Genomic DNA, 20,043 nt, shown 5'->3' with positions numbered 1-20,043 from the left:
ACCCGCGAAGTCCGTGTGGGTTGGCGAGAACCGGTGACCGTACCGGTGTGCGGTGGGGCGCCGACTTCCCCTTCCTGGCCGGTGGCGCCGACTGGCTGTACGCCTACTTCACCCTTCTCGCGCCGGACCTGCCGCGCCGATTGCGCTGGGCGATAGCCAACCGGATGCTGGTCGAGGGTGCGGCGGTGGCGGACATAACCGCGCTGCGGGCGCACGCCCGCGATGAACACGCTCGCTGATGTGGGCGAAAGGCCACCTGCTCGAGGCATACTGCAAAGATGCGTCGGCGTCTGCACTGCCTTTTCGTCCTGTTTGCCGTGATTGCTACTTTCGTCCCGGTTGTCGCGGCAGCCGACGCCGGTAAGGGGCCCGCCATTCTCGATGTGCGGCCATTGGGCGGGCAGCAGTACCAGGTGGTCGTGTATTCCCCGGCGATGAACCGGCCGATCACCCTGTGGATGTCGCATCCCGATCGCCCCGCGCCCACGCTGTACCTGCTCAATGCCGTCGACGGGGGTGAGGACGGCGGCCCGTGGAATGTGCGCACCGATGCCGCTCGATTCTTCGCCGACAAGCCCGTCAACGTGGTCGTGCCGATCGGTGGTAGGGCCAGTTACTACACCGATTGGATCGCGGACGATCCCGCGATGGGGCGCAACGAATGGTCCACCTTCCTGATCCGCGAACTGCCGCCGCTGTTGAATGCGCGTTTCCACACCACCGGCCGCAATGCCGTTGCGGGAGTGTCGATGTCGGGGACCTCGGCGCTGGATCTGGCGATCGAGGCGCCCGGGATGTACCAGGCCGCCGGTGTCTACAGCGGATGCACGAGCACGAGCGATCCGGGCTCGCGGGCCCTGGTGTACTCGCAGCTGGCGACGTTCGGCGCGAACGCCACGAACATGTGGGGCGGACCGGCCAGTGCCGCATGGTCGGCGCATGATCCGGTCGTCAATGCCGCCCGGTTGCGGGGTGTCGCGATGTACATCTCCTCCGGCAACGGCAGTGCGGGCGTGCACGATACGCTGGCCGACCCGTCCATCGGCGGCAATCCGCTCACCCTCGGCAACCGCCTCTCGATCGGCGGCGCGATGGAGGGCGTGGTGCACAACTGCACGCGCACACTCACCAATCGACTTGCCGCACTGGGTATTCCGGCCACCGAGTTCTACCACGCCGGAACCCACGCCTGGCCGTACTGGCAGGACGACCTGCACAATTCCTGGCCGGTGTTCGCCGCCGCGCTGGGGGTGTGAGCGTTCGGTGGAGTGCGGCGGTGACCTACCTGACCGACCAGTCCCGCGCGCTCATGCAAGCAGCCCCGGTCGCCCGACTGCGGGAGTGGGCCGCCCAGCCCTGAGCGCTTCCCCAGGGATTTTGTCGGTGGTGGGTGCCACAATGCGGTATGGCTTACGACGAGGAGTTGGCCGACCGGATTCGGGATCTGCTGGGTCCCGCGTTGCCCGAGGCGGCCGAGAAGAAGATGTTCGGTGGCCTGGCCTTCCTGATCGGCGGCAATATGGCGGTCGCGGCCAGTGGGCAGGGCGGGCTGATGGTCCGGGTCGATCCGGCTCTGGCGGCGTCGCTCATCGCTGGCGCTGGCGTGACCCCGATGGTCATGGGCGGCCGGGAGATGAAGAACTGGCTGCGAGTGGACACCGACATCGTCCACGACGACGCGGCCCTGCAGCAGTTGGTCGATCGCGGCGTCGAATACGCCCGCAGCCTCCCGCCGAAATAGCGTTGTCCACCAGCTGTCCCGGTCAGCGGGAAGGTGCGCACGGGTGGGCGGTGGCCGCTCCGGCGAGTGTTAGCGTGTGCCTCAGCTCACGCGTGGCGAGCGGGAGAACGAGTTGGACACAGATCGGCTGCCCTGTGCGGCGAACGGAGCGAGATGATGCGTGCGCTGCAACTGACCGGGCCGGGCACGCTGGAACTGCGGGAGATTCCGATCCCCGAGATCGGTCCGGCCGAAGTGCTGCTGCGGGTCGGCGCGGCCGGTATCTGCCATTCGGATTCGTATGTGCTGAGCCTGCCGTTCGCGATGCGCGAGGATCCGCTGACCATGGGACACGAGATCGCGGGCACCATCGAGGCGGTCGGTTCCGAGGTCGACGGACTGGCCGTCGGTGACCGCGGAATCGTCTATCTGTGCTGGTCGTGTGGGGTGTGCCGGGAGTGCGTGCGGGGGCGGGAGAACGTCTGCCTGGCCGCGGGTCGCACCGCGATGCCGCCGTGCCCGGGGCTGGGACCGGACGGAGGAATGGCGGAATACGTTGCGATACCGGCGAATTCGTTCGTCGCCATCGGTGACGAACTGGATTTCGCCGAGGCCGCACCGCTGGCCGACGCCGCATTGACCCCGTATCACGCCATTCGCGGCGCGATGGATCAACTGCAACCCGGGGCCACCGCCGTGGCCATCGGCATCGGCGGGCTCGGGCACGTGGCGGTGCAGATTCTCACGGCGGTCACCCCGGCCCGCGTCATCGCGGTCGACATCGCGCAGGACAAACTGGATCTGGCCGCGGATTGTGGTGCCGCACTGGGCATCCTGGCCACCGACGAGACCGCCGCGCGCATCCTCGAACGCACCGGCGGGCGCGGCGCGGAGGCGGTGTTCGACTTCGTCGGCACCGATTCGACCGCGGCGCTGGCGGTACAGGTGGTGGCCCCCGACGGTGCGTACCGGATGGTGGGCCTGGGCGGCGGGGTACCCGGTATCGATGCCGGACCCGCCGGGGGACCGGGGCTGCCCTGGGGTGCGACAGTGCGAAAGTCCTACGCGGGCACCAGAAGTGACCTTGCCGCGTCGGTCGAGCTGGCACAGCGGGGCAAAGTGCGGGTAGAGGTGGAGCGTTTCGCGCTGGAGGAGGGCCGCACCGCGTTCGAACGTCTCGATCGCGGCGAGATCCGCGGCCGCGCCGTGCTGATCCCGTGAAGGCCGTGCCGATTCCGCGACAGACAGGGAGCCCATGACCGCATCCGCCGACCCGCGCGCCGCCGCCGCGCAGATCACCGCCACCCTCACCGGACCGGGCGGCCCGTTCGAGACGACCGTGGAAGAGGTGCTCGGCGCACCCCTGACAGTGCTGCGACATCGACGCGGCTCGCTGTCCGAACTGCTCGACGCCTCGACGGCCTGGGGTGACCGGGACTATCTGGTGACCGCGGACCGGCGGCTGTCCTTCGCCGAACACGCCGCTGCCGCAGGCGCTCTGGCCGGGGCGCTGGCGAAGCGGTACGGGGTGGGCAAGGGAGATCGGGTCGCGGTTCTGGCCGCCAATACGCCCGAATGGGTGCTGACGTTCTGGGCGGCGCAGTGCCTGGGCGCGATCGCGGTCGGCTACAACGCCTGGTGGACGCAGCGCGAGATCGCCTACGGACTCGAGCACACCGCGCCCAAGGTCGTCGTTGCGGATGCGAAAAGATCTGCACTGCTGCATGATTCGTGGTTCGACGGGCCGGTTCTGAGCACGGAGCGCGAGGTGCCCGAGCTGATCGCTGCACATGCCGGCGAGAATCCCCGCACGCCGGTCGCGCCGGACGATCCGGCGGTCGTGTTGTACACCAGCGGCACCAGCGGGCGGCCCAAAGGTGTGGTGCATTCGCATCGAAATATGGTGGCGGTCAGCGACTATCACCGCTTCACCGATGCCATGTCGGCGACGATGCGCGGACGGGAGTTCGCCGAGCCCAGCGATAAACGCTTCCTGCTCACCTCGCCGCTGTTCCATATCGCCAGCCTGCACAATCTGGTCGTCCCGCGGCTGATCACCGGTGCCGCGGTGGTGATGCATCAGGGCTCGTTCGAGGTGGATCGGGTGCTGCGGCTGGTCGAACGGGAACGGGTCAGCAACTGGGGCGCGGTGCCGACCATGGCCGCGCGCATCCTCGAACACGATCTGGGCGATTACGATCTGTCCTCGCTGGCGGCGCTCTCGCTCAATGCCGCACCCTCTTCTCCGGCGTTCCAGCAGCGGCTGCGCGAACGTCTGCCGGTCGCGGAGGTGGCCTTGACGACCAGTTACGGGCTCACCGAAAGCGGTACGGCCGCAACGGTTGCCACCCCGGCGGAGCTGGCCGCGTATCCCGAGACCGTGGGTCGGCCGATCCTGGGCGTCGAGGTCGAGATCCGCGATGGAGCGGGTAAGGCCGTTCCCGACGGTGTGGAGGGCGAGATCTGCGTGCGCAGCCCGTACGTGATGCTCGGCTACTGGAACGACGAGGCCGCCACCGCCGCGGCGATCGACAGCGAACGTTGGTTGCGCACCGGCGATTTCGGCACCTTCGCCGACGGCCGCCTGCACCTGTCCGGCCGCCGCAGCGATCTCGTTCTGCGCGGCGGGGAGAACGTGTACCCGATCGAGATCGAGAACGCCCTGGACGAACATCCCGCGGTGCTGGAGTCGGCGGTGCTCGGCGTCCCGCACGAGGATCTCGGACAGGAGGTGGCCGCGGTGGTGGTCGTCGCTGAGGTCGATGCGGTGACGCCGGATCAGTTGCGTGCCTTCGTCGCCGAGCGTCTGGCCTACTTCAAGGTGCCGTCCCGCTGGGTGATCACCGCGGATCCGTTGCCGCGCAACGCAACCGGTAAGGTCGTGCGTCGCGAGATACATCTGTAGGTCAGCCCCGTCGCAGGTGTGCGGCCCAGGCCAGCGCGCCCAGCGCACCGGTGTTAGCCAGGGCGCGCAGGATGTTCAGCCGCACCCACGGAGTCTCGAATTGCGCTCGCAGCGTGGCGAAGTCGCCGGTGTGCACGTCGGCCAGGCGATTGTTCAGCGGGATGTTGCCGCCGGAGGTGATCAGGAAGCTCAGCACGTTCAGCACCAGCGCGCCCAGGATCCACCAGAGCACGGTGCGCTGGTCGCCACGCAGGTGCCCGAGCGCGGCCAGTGCGGTGAAGGCCACCGAGCCGAGGAAGCTCAGCATGAACACCGGATTGACGATGACCGTGTTGATCCGGTTCATCACGTCCACGAAGGTGCGGTCGTCGAGCTGATGCAGGGCGAGCATCACCGAGCAGGCGTAGGCGTAGAACACTCCGGCCAGTAGGCCGGTCGTAATCGTCGCTGCCGCAAGGGAAATCGCGCCGAAGGTGGTCGATGTGGCGGGTGCTGTCGTGGTCATGGATCCAGTACAGCGGTTCGCGGTGCGCGTGCCCATGGCCCGGACACGCAGAAACATATGCGAGCGTCTACGCGGGAGCGCGTCAGTTCTGCCGGGGCAGCAGCTCGGCCGCGAATCGATCGATGAACTCCTCGTACGGGCGATCGCCCGTGGTGCTGATGACGAATTTGCTCAGTCCCGCCGCCAGATATCCATCGATCAGGCGGTGCAGACCGGACCAGCCGTTCGCGATGAGTTCGCCCGGATCGATGTCCGGGCGACGGTTGCGGATCAGCGCGGCCCGTTCGGGTGCGATGCCGTCCTCGGCGAGGAATACGGTGATGCCGTAGTGGTCGTCCTCGATCTCCCGACCGGCCTGCGCGGCGGCGGACCGGATGGTCTCGCGGGCGCGTCCGGCCTCGGCCGGGGTCAGGAAGCTGCCCAGCCAGCCGTCGGCGAGGCGGCCCACGCGCCGCAGTCCCGCAGGTGCCGAACCGCCGAGCCAGATGTCCAGCGGCCGGGCCGGGCGCGCCTCGAGCCCCTCGCCGTCGACTGTGAAGAACTCGCCGGAGAAGTCCACTCGCTCCTCGTCCAGCACCTCGCGCAACAGTCGCAGTGATTCGTCGAATACCGCCGCCCGTTTGCCCTGCGGCACCGGAAACAGTTCGTGTTCGGCGGGTTGCGCCGGTCGCAGACCGAAGACGGGCAGCACGCGTTTGGGTGCGAGCGCCGCCAGGGTGGCCAGTTGTTTGGCCACCAGAACTGGATGCCGCCCCGGCAGAATCGCCACCGAGGTCCCCACCTTCAGCCGCGTCGTGCGCGAGAGCGCGAACGCCATCCCAACCGTCGGATCCACGGCTTTCGAGTACACGAGTTCCGGCAGCCACAGCGAGTCCACCCCGGTCTCCTCCAACCGGTCCACGAACCCCGCGAAACGCGCCGGATCACTGCCGACCCCCGCGGCCACCCCGAACCGAACCTTCATCCGCACCTCCTCCGCCGAACACATCTGATGCCAACCCGAAACCGGCCTCCGTCCATTCCCTCCGGGCTGTGATCATGTCCGGCCCGGCTGGTCACGGGGCTCCCTGGGAAAGCAGCCCGGCGATCGGTGGCCGACCTGGCGAGCGGTGGGAGCAGCGGGCCGACCTGGTGAGCGGCGGGTCGACCCGGCGAGCGGTGGGCGTCGCCCGTACTCGGTGAAGCGATCGCAGGATGACGATCCGTGCCACGGAATCGGGCAGGCTCGGCTCGGCGCACTGCGGTGAAGGCTATGGTGCGATCGTGCAGCGATTCGAGGCGAGGATCGAGCCCGCGCGGGGTGGTGGTGCGTTCGTACCGGTACCCGCGGAGGCGATCGACGCGCTGGGCGGGGGCGGGCGCATACCGGTGCGGGCGACGTTCGACGGGATCGAGTACACCGGTTCGATCGCGTCGATGGGCGCAGGCCCCTGCCTGGGCATACGCAAGGACATCCGCGTCGCACTGCACAAGACCCCCGGCGACACGGTCGCGGTAACCGTCGAGCGAGACACCGCCGAACGCACCGTCGAAATCCCCGAAGACCTGGCTGCAGCACTCGACGAAGCGAACTTGCGCACTCGCTTCGATGCCCTCTCCTACAGCCGCCGCCGCGAATACGTCATCGCCGTCACCGAAGCCAAACGCTCCGAAACACGGATTCGCCGCATCGAGAAGACGATCGAGGCATTGCGGTAGTCCGGACCTTCTTCACCAGCAGAAGCGCGTCGGGTGGGTGAAAAGCCATGTCACGACGACGATTCCGGTCACGACTGTTGCTACGGCGATCGATACGGACAGGCGGGACCGGTTCGTAGGGCCCAGATGGCGAATGGCAGGGCCCAGATCGTGAGGGTGGCGATCACCCACCAGCCGCCGGTCATGTTCACTCGGGCGGCGGTGGATCCGCAGCGGGTTCTCGTCAGTTGCCGCTCAGGGCGTTCAGCGGAGCCATGTCGAAATAGTCGCGCCAGGCGGCGATCTTGCCGTCGCGGATCTCGAAGCTGCCCATCACCGGGAGCTCGATCTTGTTCTCGCCGATGGTGAAACGGTCGGTGCGCTCGTTGAGGACCGTCGTGCCGACTTCGGCCTGGTGGTGGATGTCGAAGTCGATATTGCCGAAGCCGCCGATGAATCCGCGCAGGAATTCCAGGATGGCCGGTTTGCCGGTCAGCGGGGGCATCGGGATGTTGTGGTAGACCGCGTCGTCGGTGAAGTACTCGACGATGGATTCCGGCGTGCCGGTGCGCCATTCGGCACAGAATTCGGTGACGAGTTCGCCGGGTGTGGTCATGCGGTCCTCCTGATTTCCAGAACGCGTTTCAGGATGCCGATCGGGCTCCGCGGACGCAACCCCCGGTTCAGTCCGGCAAGGGCAGGAATTCGACCGACGTGCCGTTCTCGGCGTGGGCGGGGACGATCACCAAACCGTCGCGGTCGAGTAGGCCCGCCAGGTGGGCGGTTCGGATGCCCGGGTCGCCGGTCCAGCCGCCTTCGGGGGCGGCGCGGGCGGGCACGATGCGCGGGACGGGGCCGGAGATGTCGGCGGCGTTGTGCAGCGGACCGATGATCGCTCGGCGGGGCGGTCGCCCGGTGAGACCCTCGATGATCGCGGGAGCCAGTGTGAGCAGGGTCGCCACTGCCGCGAACGGATTTCCGGGCAGTCCCAGGATTGCTGTCCCACTGCGGGTTTCGGCCACCACGGTGGATCCGCCGGGGCGCAGCCGCAATCGGTGCACCGGCAGGTGGGCTCCGGTGCGTTCCAGGGATGCGCGCAGCTGATCGGCCGCGCCGCCCCCGGTCGCGCCGACGATCACCAGCAGTTCACAGTCGACGGCCTGCGCCAGCACCTCGTCGAAGCCGTTCGCGGTGTCGCGCAGGTGGACCCGGTCCAGGGAACGAATGCCACACCAGGACAACAGGTCCGGCAGGACCGGGCCGATCGAGTCGCGGGTCTGCCCGGTGTGCAGCGGGCCTTCGCTGCGAATCTCGTCGCCTGTCATGACGATTCGGGCGTGCACGGGCCCGTGCACCAGTCCCTCGTACACCTCGGCCGCCGCGGCGACCGACAGCAGTGCGGGCGAGACCGGAGTGCCCGCCGGAGCGAGTGCATCGCCGGGTCGCCAGTCCTCGCCGCGACGGCGGATGTCGTCGCGAATCGGTGTGTCCGGCACGCGATGTAGTCCGTCGGCGTCGGCGCGGACGAATTCGTCCCGCACCACGGCCTCGGTGCCCTCGGGGATGTGCGCGCCGGTGGCGATCCGAACCGCCTCCCCGGTGCGCAGTCCGGCGGGACGCTCCCCGCCGGCGAATCCGATATCGCGCCGCACCCGCCACGGCTCGGGCCCGGACACCGCGTAGCCGTCCATCGCCGAGACGTCGAATCGCGGCAGCGCTTCGGCGGCGGTCAACGGTTCGGCCAGGATCGCGCCCGCGGCACGGCTGAGCGTGACGCGTCGGGAAGGTAGCCGGGACAACTTGTGGCGCACCACATTGCGCGCCTGATCGAGTGAGAGTGGAGTGGCGTGCGCGCGAGCTCGGGCGATATCGTCCGGGGTGTCGCAATCGGTGATGTCCGTCAGCGGCATCAGCAGGGCGTGTTCGGGAATCAGAGCCTTCATCGGCTGATTGACCGGCGCGTCGAGTCGTTCGATGCCATTTTGCAGCGTGGTGCGCCGCCACACCCCGACCAGATATTGCGGACGCCCGGACTCGTCGGCGGCGAATACCGCATCGGCTCCGGATTCGACGGCACGGGCGATCAGGGCATCGACGGCGGCGGCGGTCAGGAATGGCATATCCGCGGCCAGCACGACCATCAGATCGGCGGGAAAATCACAGTCCGCCAACGCTCTCAGTCCGGTCGAGATCGCGGCCACCGGACCGGACCCGGCCGGAACCTCCTGCACCTGCCGAATATCCGGGCCCAGATCCGGCCGGTGCGGTCCCACCACCACCGTGCGGATACATGCGGCCACCGCCCCGATGGCGGCCTCCAGCATCGATTGCCCGCCGACGACGATCGCCGGTTTGTCCACCCCGCCCATTCGGCTGGCCCGCCCCCCGGCCAGCACGATCGCGTCCACAGTGGTCACGATCGTTCACCCGCGCGGTAGTCCATGCGCCGATCGTAGTTCGTCCGGTCGGCACGGCCACGTCACAGCGGCGCCTCGGCGACACGCACGGACAGATGCCCTGCCGTCGGTGCCGCTGCGTTGTCCCGTCGGTCCGGATTGCTTCGGCAATGCCCAGCTGCGCATGCGGCTCGTCGTCGCCGTGTTGCCGTGGGGCCCATGGCCTGTGCGGGAGGCGGTTGTGCGGCGCGCCCGTGTACGTGTTCAGTCCTGGTGGGGGCGCAGGAGCCGGAACTCGTAGGTTTCCGGGTCGGCGAGGGTGATCGGCGGGGTGGCGGAGTCGCCGGGGCGGGATGTGCGGGCCCCGGCGGCGCACAGGCGCTCGATCTCGCGGGCCGGGTCGTCGGTGAAGAAGGGGACGAGGTCCAGGTGCAGGTGACCCGGATTCTTCGGATCATGGTGTGTCTGTAGGAATTCCAGCCAGGGGCCCTGCTCGGTGGCCGAGCGGATACCCGCGTAGCGATTGCGTTCGTGCGTGATCGGCCAACCGGAGGCGGTCGACCAGAACGCGGCCAGCCGCGACGGGTCCGTGGTGTCGACGACGATGGCGGCGACCGCGCCGGTGTCGACGTACTCCTCGCGCGGTTCCAGCACGCAGAATTCGTTGCCCTCCGGATCGGCGAGCACGACCCAGGGCACCGCGCCCTGGCCGATATCGATCCGTCGCGCGCCCAGGGACAACGCCCGATCCACCTGTACGCCTTGATGATCCAGCGACTGGCTGGCCAGATCCAGATGGATGCGGTTCTTCCCGACCTTGGGCGTCCGGGCGGGCACGAAGCTCAGCGCGACGTCGAGCGCATCCGGATCCGGTGCGGCCACGTCGACCTCGCCGGGCCGGTCGAGGGTCACCTGCCACCCCAGTAACTCGGCCCAGAACCGGGCCACCTGACGCGGACTCGCCACGTCGAACACCACGCACGCCAGCCGGGTGGACATGACTCAACGGTAGCTTCCGCACCCCGGCTCGCGGGTGGATTCGCCCGGTTCGCGAGGTGTCCGGGCGCGTCCTTCAGTCCGGGAATCGATGTCGCGCGGCCGCCATATCCACTCGATCCCCGCGGATCGGGCAGCCTTCCAGGGCGAGCCGGGACAGCTGCTGATGCACCAGATGCGGTGCGGGCGACCCGTCGGCCCGCAACACCCGATGCCAGGGGAGGTCGGCGGCATCGGTGCGCATGATCCACCCGACCGTGCGCGGGGTGGACAATCCGGCCGCGGCCGCGACATCGCCGTAGGTACTCACCCGCCCCGGTGGAATGGCCGCAACCAGCTCACGCACCCGCTCGATCTGCGCATCGGTGGTCGGCACGTCAACACCCGGGCCTGGACGCGGCGGTCCTCACCCCGAACGGACCGAGTTTCGGCCGGACACCGACGCGATGAACCTGCGGCATGAGCACCGCCCCATTGTGCCCGGCCGCACCGACAAGGTTCGACGCCGTGTTTTCGACGGCCGCCCGGCGATGCGGTGAGCCGGTGGTTCAGCGAGGATTCACGCCGCTGGGACGAGGCGACCGCGCGCCGGATGATTGCTCTCGGGACGGGCATGAATCACGGTTCGACGCCATTGCGGCGCACGGACACCAATCGATCGTGGGCTGATCGGATTCGCGGACGTGGGCTGCGTATGGCGCACGGGGAATCGGATTCGCGCTGCTGTCGGAGGTCTCGAGCGAGGTGCGCGGCAGTCGGGCGAATTCGGCTCGCGGCTGGGTCGGGTAACTCGGCAGGCCGATCACAGGACGGATACACATGTCTCGGACCTGGCGATTTGCTGCGGCGAAATTATTTCTGTCGGCCTCGTCTGTTGAAATAGCGGTCGTGATGCGATCGGATAGCCCGGTGCGATTGGTGCGCCGTGGCGAGACGGCCCCCCGCCCGCGGGAATGGGGCGCCGACGTCCGGATGCTGTTCGCGGGTGGTGCGGGCGCGGATCCGGGCTGGCGGCCCTGGCAGGTGCTGGGCGGGCCGGGCACGGGTAAGACCTCGCTGCTGATCGATATCGCCGCCGACCGGATCGCCGCAGGTGCGGATCCGGAGTCCATCCTGCTGCTGACCCATTCGAAACAGGCCGCGCTGCGCGTGCGCAACGCCATCACCCGGCAGGTCTCGGCCGCCGTCGAGGAGACCGTCGGCGGTGTGCCGGGGGCGACGCGCGAGCCGCTGGTGCGCACGGTGCATTCCTACGCGTTCGCGATCGTGCGCATGCAGGCCGAACTGAACGGCAATCCGCCGCCCCGGCTGCTGACCGGTGCGGAACAGGACGTCGTGCTGCGCGAGATGTTGCGCGGCGAACTGGAGGACATCCAGGCCGGTCCCGGCGGCCCGTACGGCGGTGCGATGGATCTGTGGCCGCAGCGCCTGCATCCGGCCCTGGGCACCCTCGGATTCGCCGAGCAGCTGCGCGATCTGATGTTGCGTGCCACCGAACGTGGCCTGGGGCCCGAGGATCTGGTCGACCTGGGGCGCATGCACGAGCGTCCGGAATGGGAGGCGGCCGGACGTTTCGCCGAACGCTACGAGCAGGCCATGCTGCTGCGCTGGTCGGTGGGTATCGAGGCTCCGGAAGCGAGCGCGCCCGCCCTCGATGCCGCGGAGCTGGTCGGCGCGGCGCTGGACGCCCTCGCGATGGAACCCCGCCTGCTCGACGCCGAACGCGCCCGTATCCACGGTCTGCTCGTGGACGATGCCCAGCATCTGGATCCGCTTGCGGCGCAACTGATTCGCGTGATCGGAGGAGGCGGTGCGACGACCGTGATCGCCGGGGATCCGGATCAGGCCGTCTACACCTTCCGTGGTGCGGATCCGCAGTTCCTCACCGATCTGGAGACGCGACCCGAGCGTCGAATCCTGCTGCGGGACAACCATAGAGCCGCTCCGGTCGTCGACGAGGCGGTTGCTCGGATCCGCGACCGCATGCCGGGCCGAGCGGCACACCGGCACACCTCTGCGGGGGAAATGCCTGCCCCCGAGCAGAATTCATCGTCGCCTCTCGATGCGGCGGCATTCCCGGCGGAGCCGAGCGTTGCGATACCCGATACCGAGGGCGCCGAACACGAGGACGCGAATTTCACGGTGCAGGTGCTGACGACCCCGGCGAAGGAGGCGGCGTTGATCGCCGACCATCTGCGTCGCGCGCATCTGACCGGCGGGGTGCCCTGGTCGCGGATGGCGGCCGTCGTGCGGTCGGTCCCGCTGTCGCTGGCCCCGCTGCGCCGTGCTCTGCTGTCCGCCGGAGTCCCTGTGCTGCAACCGAAACCGGATGTGCCACTGGCTCGTCGTCGTGGGGCCGGATGGATGCTGCTGGCCCTGCGCGCTCTGCTCGCCGCGACCCGGGACCGCCCCGACCTGTTCACCGAGGACGACGCCCTCGATCTGCTTACCGGCCCCCTGGGCGGAGCCGACCAGATCAGCCTGCGCCGCCTGCGTCGCGGTATCCGCCGCACCATCCTGGAACGCAGCCGCCGTGAGGATCCCTCCGATCCGTGGGCCGCCGCTGGCCGGCAACCCCCGCCGGGACCAGGCGATGCCGACAGTTCTGAACTGTCGAATTACGTTGCCGCACATGACGGTGGCAATGCAGCCGAAGCGGATTCCGGACAGGGTGACGGCACATCGGGACGCTCGGTCTCCGGCGACCTCGATGGTGGGCCCCTCGAACGCTCCGGCGCGGCCGAGGTGCGCGCGACGGCCGAGTCGGGTGCTGACGCCGAATCCCGCGGTCTGCCGAGTCGGCGTGGGAAGGCAACCGACACCGCTGACGAACTCGACTTCGACGGCGACACCATGGATTCCGATCGGTTCGCGGATCTGGATCGGTCCTCGGCGCAGGTGCTGCGGGATCTGATCGTCGGGGCCGGTGACGCGTCGATGCTGGAACGGCTGACCGACGTGGAATCCGCGCCGCTGCGACGGGTGCTGACCGCGGTGCGGCGGGCGGACAAGGCATTGCGGCGTGGGGCCGGGCTCGAGGATGTGCTGTGGGCGTTGTGGACCGCCTCGCGTCTGGAGCGACGCTGGGTCGGGCAGTCCGAGCGCGGCGGTGCGGGCGCGCTGCAGGCCGATCGCGATCTGGACGCCGCGGTCGGATTGTTCGACGCGGCCGCGGCCTATGTGGATCGGCTGCCTCGGGCGACCGTCGAGGGATTCGTGGAATATCTGGAGCAGCAGGAGATTCCGCAGGATTCGGCCCCGCTCACCGATCCGGGCGGTGCGGTCGCGATCGTCAGCGCGCATACCGCCGCGGGCCGGGAATGGGATGTGGTCGCCGTCGCCGGTGTGCAGGAGGGGATCTGGCCCAATCTGCGGCCGCGCGGCACCCTGCTCGGGGTCGAGGATCTGGTGGATCTCCTTGCCGGAGTTGGCTTTCCGGGTGAACAGCTGAGCCGCTCCGCGCCCATTCTGGCCGAGGAGCGGCGGCTGCTGTTGCTCGCGTGCAGCCGGGCCCGGCGCTCGCTGCTGGTCACGGCCGTCGAATCCGTGTCGGGCGACCGCGATCTGGTGCCCTCGCGCTTCCTGGCCGAACTCGATGCCAGCGCTGGATCAGGTGAGCTGGGCCGTATCCCGCCACCGGTCGACCCCGGACGAGCCCTGGTCATGCAGGCGCTGATCGCCGAATTGCGCACGGTGGCATGCGATCCCGAGGACATCCCGCAACGTCGCGAGCGCGCGGCGCGCCAGCTCGCCCGGCTGGCCCGCGCACGGGTTCGCGGCGCACATCCCGACGACTGGTACGGCGCCGCCGAACTCAGCTCACAACTGCCGCTGTGGGGTCAGGACGAGGGGCCGGTCGCGCTGTCCCCCTCCACGGTCGAACTGCTGAAGACCTGCCCGCTGCGCTGGGCCCTGGAACGGCACGGCGGCAGCGACGGGGAGAATCCCTATGCGGTGAAGGGAAATCTGGTACACACCCTGGTGCAGGCGCTGGCCGGGCAGGTCACCGAGGCCGACGTCAAGGCGGCGCTGGTGCGCGCGTGGAAGGCGGTGGATCCGAGTTCGGACGAGGACGGCCCGCACAGCTGGCATTCCCGCCTGGACCTGCGCCGCACCGAGACGATGCTGGACACCTTCATGGCCTGGCTGCGCAACACCCGCACCGAACTCACCCAGCTGGGTGTGGAGGTGCCCGTCGACTGTGTGCTGCCCGCCCGCACCGCCGACGAGTATCCGGTGCGCATCCGCGGCCGAGTGGACCGGGTGGAGCGGGATGCGCTGGGACGCTTCGTGATCGTCGACGTGAAGACCGGTAAGACGCCCATCTCCAAACAGGCCGCTCAGGACCATGCCCAGCTGGCGACCTATCAGGTGGCGGCTGCGGCGGGGGCCCTGGACGACGCCGGCACGGATCCGCAGCCCGGTGGGGCGCGCCTGGTCTACGTCGCCAAACCCAGCACCAAGGAGGGCGCCGCGCAGCGATTGCAGACCGCGCTGGACGACGAGTCGATCCAGCAGTGGCGCAACACCATTCACGATGCCGCCGCGGCGACCCGCGGCCCGAGTTATCTGGCCGTCCGCAATGACGGCTGCCGCCACTGCACGGTCGCGGGCAGCTGCCCGGTTCAGGATTCGGGGCGCCAGGTGACCGAGGAGTGAGCGCGCCCGGCGAGCGGACCGGTCGTCGCGGCATCACGCCGTGGCAGCTGGCCGACGCGCTCGGGCTGCCGCCGCCGACCGACGAGCAGGCCGCGGTGATCGCCGCACCGCCCGGCCCGACGCTGGTGGTCGCGGGCGCGGGCGCGGGCAAGACCGAGACGATGGCGGCCCGCGTGGTGTGGATGGTCGCCAACGGTCTGGTCGTCCCCGATGCGGTACTCGGCCTGACCTTCACCCGCAAGGCCGCGCAGCAGTTGACCACGCGCATCCGCACCCGGCTCGCGCGGCTGGCCGGATCGCCGCTGCTACGCGAGATCGATACGACCGGACGACTGCGCGGCCTGCTGACCGGGTCGGAACCGGAGATCAGCACCTATCACTCGTATGCGGGCCGCCTGCTCGGCGAGTACGGATTGCTGCTGCCGGTCGAGCCGACCGCGACGCTGCTGACCGAGACGCAGCTGTGGCAGCTGGCCCACCGGGTGGTCAGCACCTGGGACGGTGATCTGGAGACTCAGCGCACTCCGGTATCGGTCACCGAGGCCGTGCTCGCGCTCGCTGGGCAGCTGGCCGAACATCTGGTGGAGCCCGAGCAGCTCGTGCAGGCGCACACCGAGCTGGAGAAGCTGGTCTACACCCTGCCGAAGGGTCCGCGTCAACGCGGCGGGCCGAGTCAGGATCTGCAGAACATCATCGCCGTGCAGACCGAACGCGTGGCGCTGCTGCCGCTGGTGCGCCGCCTGGCCGAGGAGTTGCGCCGCCGGGGCGCACTGGATTTCGGCTCGCAGATGTCGCTGGCCGCCCGCCTGGCCGCGGAACATTCGGAGGTGGGCGCGGCCGAGCGTGGCCGGCTCGGGGTGGTGCTGCTCGACGAGTACCAGGACACCGGTCACGCGCAGCGCATTCTGCTCGCGGCGTTGTTCGGCGATCCGGACGCGGCCGGTGCACCGGCCACCCACGAGTCGAATTTCCTTGGTGCGGAGAATGATTCCCTCGGTCCCGAGAGATCGCGGCTGGCGGTCACCGCGGTGGGCGATCCGATGCAGTCCATCTACGGCTGGCGTGGCGCGTCGGCGGCCAATCTGCCTCGTTTCGCGACCGATTTCCCCAGTGCGCCGGGCATTCCCGCGCCGATTCTGCCGTTGCTGACCAGCTGGCGCAATCCGCCCGAGGCGCTGGATCTGGCGAATCTGGTCGCCGAACCGCTGCGGCACACCGAGGGCGGGGTGAGCGTCGACGCGTTGCGGCCCAGACCCGGCGCGGTCCCGGGTGCGGTGGCCCTCGCACTCACCGAAACCGTTGCCGACGAACGGGAATGGATCGCCGAGCGGATCGCCGCGGAGTGGGAGGCGCATGCCGACGCCGGTGCCGCGCCGCCGACCTCGGCGGTGCTGGTGCGCCGCAACGCCGATGCGGCCCCGCTCGCGGAAGCGTTGCGCGAGCGGGGATTACCGGTCGAAATAGTCGGACTGGGTGGATTGCTGGCCACACCCGAGGTCGCCGATGTGGTCGCCACCTTGCGCCTGATCGCCGATCCCGCGGCCGGAAGTGCGGCGATGCGTATCCTGACCGGGGCGCGCTGGCGCATCGGGGTGACCGATTTGGCCGCGCTGGCACGTCGCGCGCGGGATCTGTCCATCACCCGCCCGCCCGAACAGGCCGCCGCGATCACCGATACCGCGGCCCTGGCCGAGGCGTTGCACACCGTCGCCCCCGAACCCGCCGAACGCGCCGGTCTGGCCGATGCGATCGCCGATCCCGGTGCGCCGGAACAGTATTCGGAGCCCGGATTTCGGCGGATCGAGGCATTGGGGCAGGAATTGGCCGCCCTGCGCGAACGCGGCGGGCAGTCGCTGCCCGAACTGGTCGCCGATGTGGAGCGCACCATCGGGGTCGGGGTCGAGACCCAGGCGCGTCGCGCGGCGGCGGGCGGTGGCGCGGGGCGCGAACATCTGGATGCCTTCGCCGAGGTCGTCGCCGGTTATGCCAGCGATCACCGGGCGAACCTGACCGGCCTGCTGACCTTTCTCGCCGCGGCCGAGGAGGTCGAGAACGGTTTGGAGCCGGGCGAAGTCGAGGTCGCCCGCGATCGCGTGCAGGTGCTGACCGTGCACGCCGCCAAGGGCCTGGAATGGGAGGTGGTGGCCGTTCCGCACGTCGTGCGCTCGGTCTTCCCCTCGGGCGCCGCGGCCGGAACCTGGCTCGGTGCCCTCGCCGAGCTGCCCACTTCGTTGCGCGGTGACCGGCAGCGCGAGGACGCCCGCGACGGCGTGCCGGTCCTGGACCTGTCCGGCCTCTACGACCGCGCCGATCTGGAACGCGCCATCAAGGAACACAAGGATGCGCTCGCCCGTCGCCGGATCGACGAGGAACGCCGGCTGTTCTATGTCGCGCTCACCAGAACCGAACGCGCCCTGTTCGTTTCGGCACACCAATGGGCCGAGACCGGTTCCTCGCCCAAGGGCCCCTCGGACTTCCTGCTCGAGCTGAAACACGCCACCGAGGTTCCCGGCACCGACCTGGCCACCGCCGTCCGCATCGACCGCTGGGATCAGGCCCCGCCCCCCGACGCGGTCAACCCGTTCACCGACGATCCGGCCAGCGCGACCTGGCCACGCGACCCCCTCGGCAAACGCCGCACCGCGCTGGAATCCGGTGCGACGCTGGTGCGGGACTCGCTCGCGGACCTGCCGCCCGAAAGTGAACTCACCACACAGGTCGTCTCCGGCGACAACCGCGCTTCCGAATCAGCTGGCCTTGCTGGGCAATTGGCTCTCTTCGCCGATCCGGACGATTTTCCGGACGACGCGGAATCACCCGAATTCGCCACCAGCGATGCGGATTTCGCAGACCGGGACGATCCCGACGATCCCGAGGGCTGGTCCGCCGACGTAGACGCGCTGCTCGCGGAGTATTTCGCCGCCGCCGACCCGATCACAGAGGTGGAGCTGCCAGAACAGATGCCCGCCACATCGCTGGTGGAGTTGCGGGCCGATCCGGCGAAACTGGCTGCCCGACTTCGGCGTCCGCTGCCGTATCCGCCGAGTCCGTTCGCGCGTCGCGGCACCGCGTTCCATGCCTGGCTGCAGCGTTGGTTCGGGGCCGATCAGTTGTTGGACCTGGACGTTCTGTCCGGCATGGAGGATCCGGAGGAGGCCGACGCCGAACTCACCCGGCTGCAGGAGGCGTTCCTGTCCTCGTCCTGGGCCAATCGCAATCCGGTCGAGGTCGAGGTGGCCTTCGAGACTTCCGTTGCGGGAACGCTCATTCGGGGCCGGATGGACGCGGTCTTCGCCGAACCCGGTGGCCGCTGGCTGGTGGTGGACTGGAAGACCGGCGCGGAACCGACCCGCGCGCAGGAGCATTCGGTGGCGATGCAGCTGGCGGTCTACCGTCTGGCCTGGGCCCGCCTGATGGCCGCGCGCACCGGCGCCCCCGAAGCCGAGATGCTCGAAAGAATCAGCGCCGCATTTCATTACGTCCGAACGGGCCGGATCATCGCCCCGCCGGATCTGCCCGGCCCCGCCGAACTCGCCGCGCTGATCACCGCGACTCCACTCGCCGGAACCACCGACGAGGACGATCCAGGAGAGTGAATGGGCCGTCCCGGTGTGTGATTCGCGGCGGGCTCAGGCGGTGCGGCTGATCTTCAACGCCGTGGTCACCATCGGGATCTGCATGGGCAGGCGGAGCACCGAGATGATCTTGATCGGCAGCGGGGCCTTCGGGTTGCCCAGCGAGTCCGCGGTGAACTTGACGTTGGCCGGGAAGACCGCGATGAACAGTGCGGCAGCCAGCAGTCCGCCCAGGCGGCGGGTGCGCGGCAGGGCCAGGGCCAGGCCGACCACGATCTCGGCGACACCGGACAGGTAGGTGTAGGTGCGGGCCTTGCCGGGCAGGGCGCCGGGCACGATCGAGTCGAACGGTTTCGGCGCCACGAAATGCAGTGTGCCGACACCGAACAGCAGCGCTATCAGCAGATAGAGGCGGCCGGGCCGCGCCGGGGATTGCTCGTTCATGCCGACCACTGTTCCATCCGTGCGCCGATCCCGTCGAGTAGGTCGTGGAACGGTACGCTGCGGTGCGTGTGGCGCACGCGAGGAGATGGTGAGTTCGATGTTCGGTGAGCAGCCCTCGCCCGGATTGCCGCGACTCAACGACCGACCCGATTACAAGCTCGTCGGTATTCTGCGTATCCCGGAACTGCAGTCCAGCCCGTGGGCCGCGCTGGTGCGCCGGGTGGCGCTGGCACTCGGCATGCTGGCGCTGGCGACCGCGGTGGTGTACTTCGGCCGTGACGGGTATCACGACAGCCGCGGCACCCGGCTGGGCCTGCTGGATGCGGCGTACTACTCGACGGTCTCGCTGTCGACCACGGGCTACGGTGACATCACGCCCTATACCGCGCACGCACGGCTGATCAATACGATCGTCATCACGCCACTGCGCATCCTGTTCCTGATCGTGCTGGTCGGCACCACCCTGCAGGTGCTGACCGATCGATCCCGGCAGGCGTTCAAGATTCAGCGATGGAGGCACAGGGTGCGCAATCACACCGTGGTCGTCGGATACGGAACCAAGGGCCGCACCGCGGTGGACGCGATCCTCGGTGACGGTGTACCCGCCGCGCAGATCGTGGTCGTCGACGTCGATCCGGCGGCGCTCGAGGCCGCGTCGAACGCGGGACTGGTGACGGTGACCGGGTCGGCCACGCGCTCGGATGTGCTGCGGCTGGCCGGAGTTCAGCACGCGTCCGCGATAGTGGTCGCGGCCAATCGCGACGATACGTCCGTGCTGGTCACGTTGACCGCCCGTGAACTCAACAAGACGGCCAAGATCATCGCCTCGATCCGGGAATCGGAGAACGCGCATCTGCTGCGTCAGTCCGGCGCGGACTCGGTCGTGGTCTCCTCGGAGACGGCGGGCCGCCTGCTCGGCGTCGCCACCATCACCCCCAGCGTGGTCGACATGATCGAGGATCTGCTGACCCCGGAGGTGGGTTTCGCCGTCGCCGAACGCGAGGTCGATGCCGACGAGGTCGGCGGTTCACCACGCCATCTGCGTGACACCGTGCTGGGCGTGGTGCGCGAGGATCGCCTCATCCGCGCCGACGAGCCCGAGGTGGACGCGCTGGAGCCCGGCGACAAACTGCTGTACATCCACCGCGCGCACAAGCAGTAGTTCG

General features: G+C 69.2%; 16 protein-coding genes. 9 read left to right on the top strand and 7 right to left on the bottom strand.

Features of this window, described 5'->3' with window-relative positions; translation table 11 throughout:
• Positions 1-47: 47 nt before the first annotated feature.
• The 5 genes from ON40_RS26245 to casG all read left to right on the top strand — a co-directional run bounded on the left by ON40_RS26245 (position 48) and on the right by casG (position 4,625).
• Complete coding sequence (locus ON40_RS26245; RefSeq protein ID WP_040827201.1) at positions 48-239, top strand: hypothetical protein; 192 nt, start codon at positions 48-50, stop codon at positions 237-239.
• Between the two features lie 39 nt (positions 240-278).
• Entirely contained in the window at positions 279-1,256 is a 978-nt protein-coding gene (locus tag ON40_RS26240; RefSeq protein ID WP_040827198.1) for an alpha/beta hydrolase, read from the top strand.
• 149 nt (positions 1,257-1,405) lie between these two features.
• Entirely contained in the window at positions 1,406-1,741 is a 336-nt protein-coding gene (locus tag ON40_RS26235) for a TfoX/Sxy family protein (protein WP_040827196.1), read from the top strand.
• 156 nt (positions 1,742-1,897) lie between these two features.
• Positions 1,898-2,941, top strand: a complete 1,044-nt coding sequence (locus ON40_RS26230; protein WP_040827231.1) for an NAD(P)-dependent alcohol dehydrogenase — start codon at positions 1,898-1,900, stop codon at positions 2,939-2,941.
• 34 nt (positions 2,942-2,975) lie between these two features.
• A complete protein-coding gene (casG, locus tag ON40_RS26225) occupies positions 2,976-4,625 on the top strand; it encodes a steroid-24-oyl-CoA synthetase (protein ID WP_040827194.1) in 1,650 nt (549 codons plus the stop codon).
• 1 nt (position 4,626) lies between these two features.
• On the opposite strand, the gene ON40_RS26220 is transcribed toward casG, so the two are convergent.
• Together ON40_RS26220 and ON40_RS26215 are read right to left on the bottom strand one after the other, a co-directional pair.
• Complete coding sequence (locus ON40_RS26220; protein WP_051193572.1) at positions 4,627-5,130, bottom strand: anthrone oxygenase family protein; 504 nt, start codon at positions 5,128-5,130, stop codon at positions 4,627-4,629.
• An 82-nt stretch (positions 5,131-5,212) separates the two neighbouring features.
• Complete coding sequence (locus ON40_RS26215) at positions 5,213-6,094, bottom strand: TIGR03854 family LLM class F420-dependent oxidoreductase (protein WP_040827227.1); 882 nt, start codon at positions 6,092-6,094, stop codon at positions 5,213-5,215.
• A 230-nt stretch (positions 6,095-6,324) separates the two neighbouring features.
• On the opposite strand from ON40_RS26215, the gene ON40_RS26210 reads away from it, so the two are divergent.
• On the top strand, positions 6,325-6,828 hold the full coding sequence (locus tag ON40_RS26210) for a YdeI/OmpD-associated family protein (protein ID WP_218008872.1): 504 nt from the start codon (positions 6,325-6,327) through the stop codon (positions 6,826-6,828).
• A 223-nt stretch (positions 6,829-7,051) separates the two neighbouring features.
• Here the strand turns inward: ON40_RS26210 and ON40_RS26205 are convergent, their stop codons facing one another.
• From ON40_RS26205 to ON40_RS26190, 4 genes are all read right to left on the bottom strand, one after another.
• Complete coding sequence (locus ON40_RS26205) at positions 7,052-7,423, bottom strand: limonene-1,2-epoxide hydrolase family protein (RefSeq protein ID WP_040827192.1); 372 nt, start codon at positions 7,421-7,423, stop codon at positions 7,052-7,054.
• 67 nt (positions 7,424-7,490) lie between these two features.
• Positions 7,491-9,224, bottom strand: coding sequence for an NTP transferase domain-containing protein (locus ON40_RS26200; protein WP_040827190.1), 1,734 nt, complete (start codon positions 9,222-9,224; stop codon positions 7,491-7,493).
• Positions 9,225-9,467: 243 nt separating this feature from the next.
• Positions 9,468-10,202 (bottom strand): VOC family protein, encoded by a 735-nt coding sequence (locus tag ON40_RS26195; protein ID WP_040827187.1) that lies wholly within the window; start codon positions 10,200-10,202, stop codon positions 9,468-9,470.
• 73 nt (positions 10,203-10,275) lie between these two features.
• Positions 10,276-10,575, bottom strand: coding sequence for an MGMT family protein (locus ON40_RS26190; RefSeq protein WP_040827185.1), 300 nt, complete (start codon positions 10,573-10,575; stop codon positions 10,276-10,278).
• A 515-nt stretch (positions 10,576-11,090) separates the two neighbouring features.
• On the opposite strand from ON40_RS26190, the gene ON40_RS26185 reads away from it, so the two are divergent.
• Positions 11,091-14,858 (top strand): PD-(D/E)XK nuclease family protein, encoded by a 3,768-nt coding sequence (locus tag ON40_RS26185; RefSeq protein ID WP_040827183.1) that lies wholly within the window; start codon positions 11,091-11,093, stop codon positions 14,856-14,858.
• On the top strand, positions 14,855-18,454 hold the full coding sequence (locus ON40_RS26180) for an ATP-dependent helicase (RefSeq protein WP_040827180.1): 3,600 nt from the start codon (positions 14,855-14,857) through the stop codon (positions 18,452-18,454). The genes ON40_RS26185 and ON40_RS26180 overlap by 4 nt, the downstream gene beginning before the upstream one ends.
• Positions 18,455-18,487: 33 nt before the next feature.
• Here the strand turns inward: ON40_RS26180 and ON40_RS26175 are convergent, their stop codons facing one another.
• The gene (locus tag ON40_RS26175) at positions 18,488-18,877 is read right to left on the bottom strand and encodes a DoxX family protein (RefSeq protein ID WP_040827223.1); all 390 of its coding nucleotides are present in this window, start codon (positions 18,875-18,877) and stop codon (positions 18,488-18,490) included.
• Positions 18,878-18,962: 85 nt separating this feature from the next.
• Between ON40_RS26175 and ON40_RS26170 the strand changes: the two genes are divergently transcribed.
• Positions 18,963-20,039, top strand: coding sequence for a potassium channel family protein (locus tag ON40_RS26170; protein WP_085997807.1), 1,077 nt, complete (start codon positions 18,963-18,965; stop codon positions 20,037-20,039).
• Positions 20,040-20,043: the final 4 nt, after the last annotated feature.

This window comes from Nocardia jiangxiensis NBRC 101359 (assembly GCF_000308615.1).
In the GTDB taxonomy this organism is placed as follows: domain Bacteria; phylum Actinomycetota; class Actinomycetes; order Mycobacteriales; family Mycobacteriaceae; genus Nocardia; species Nocardia jiangxiensis.
This window is presented reverse-complemented; position numbering and strand designations above follow the sequence as displayed.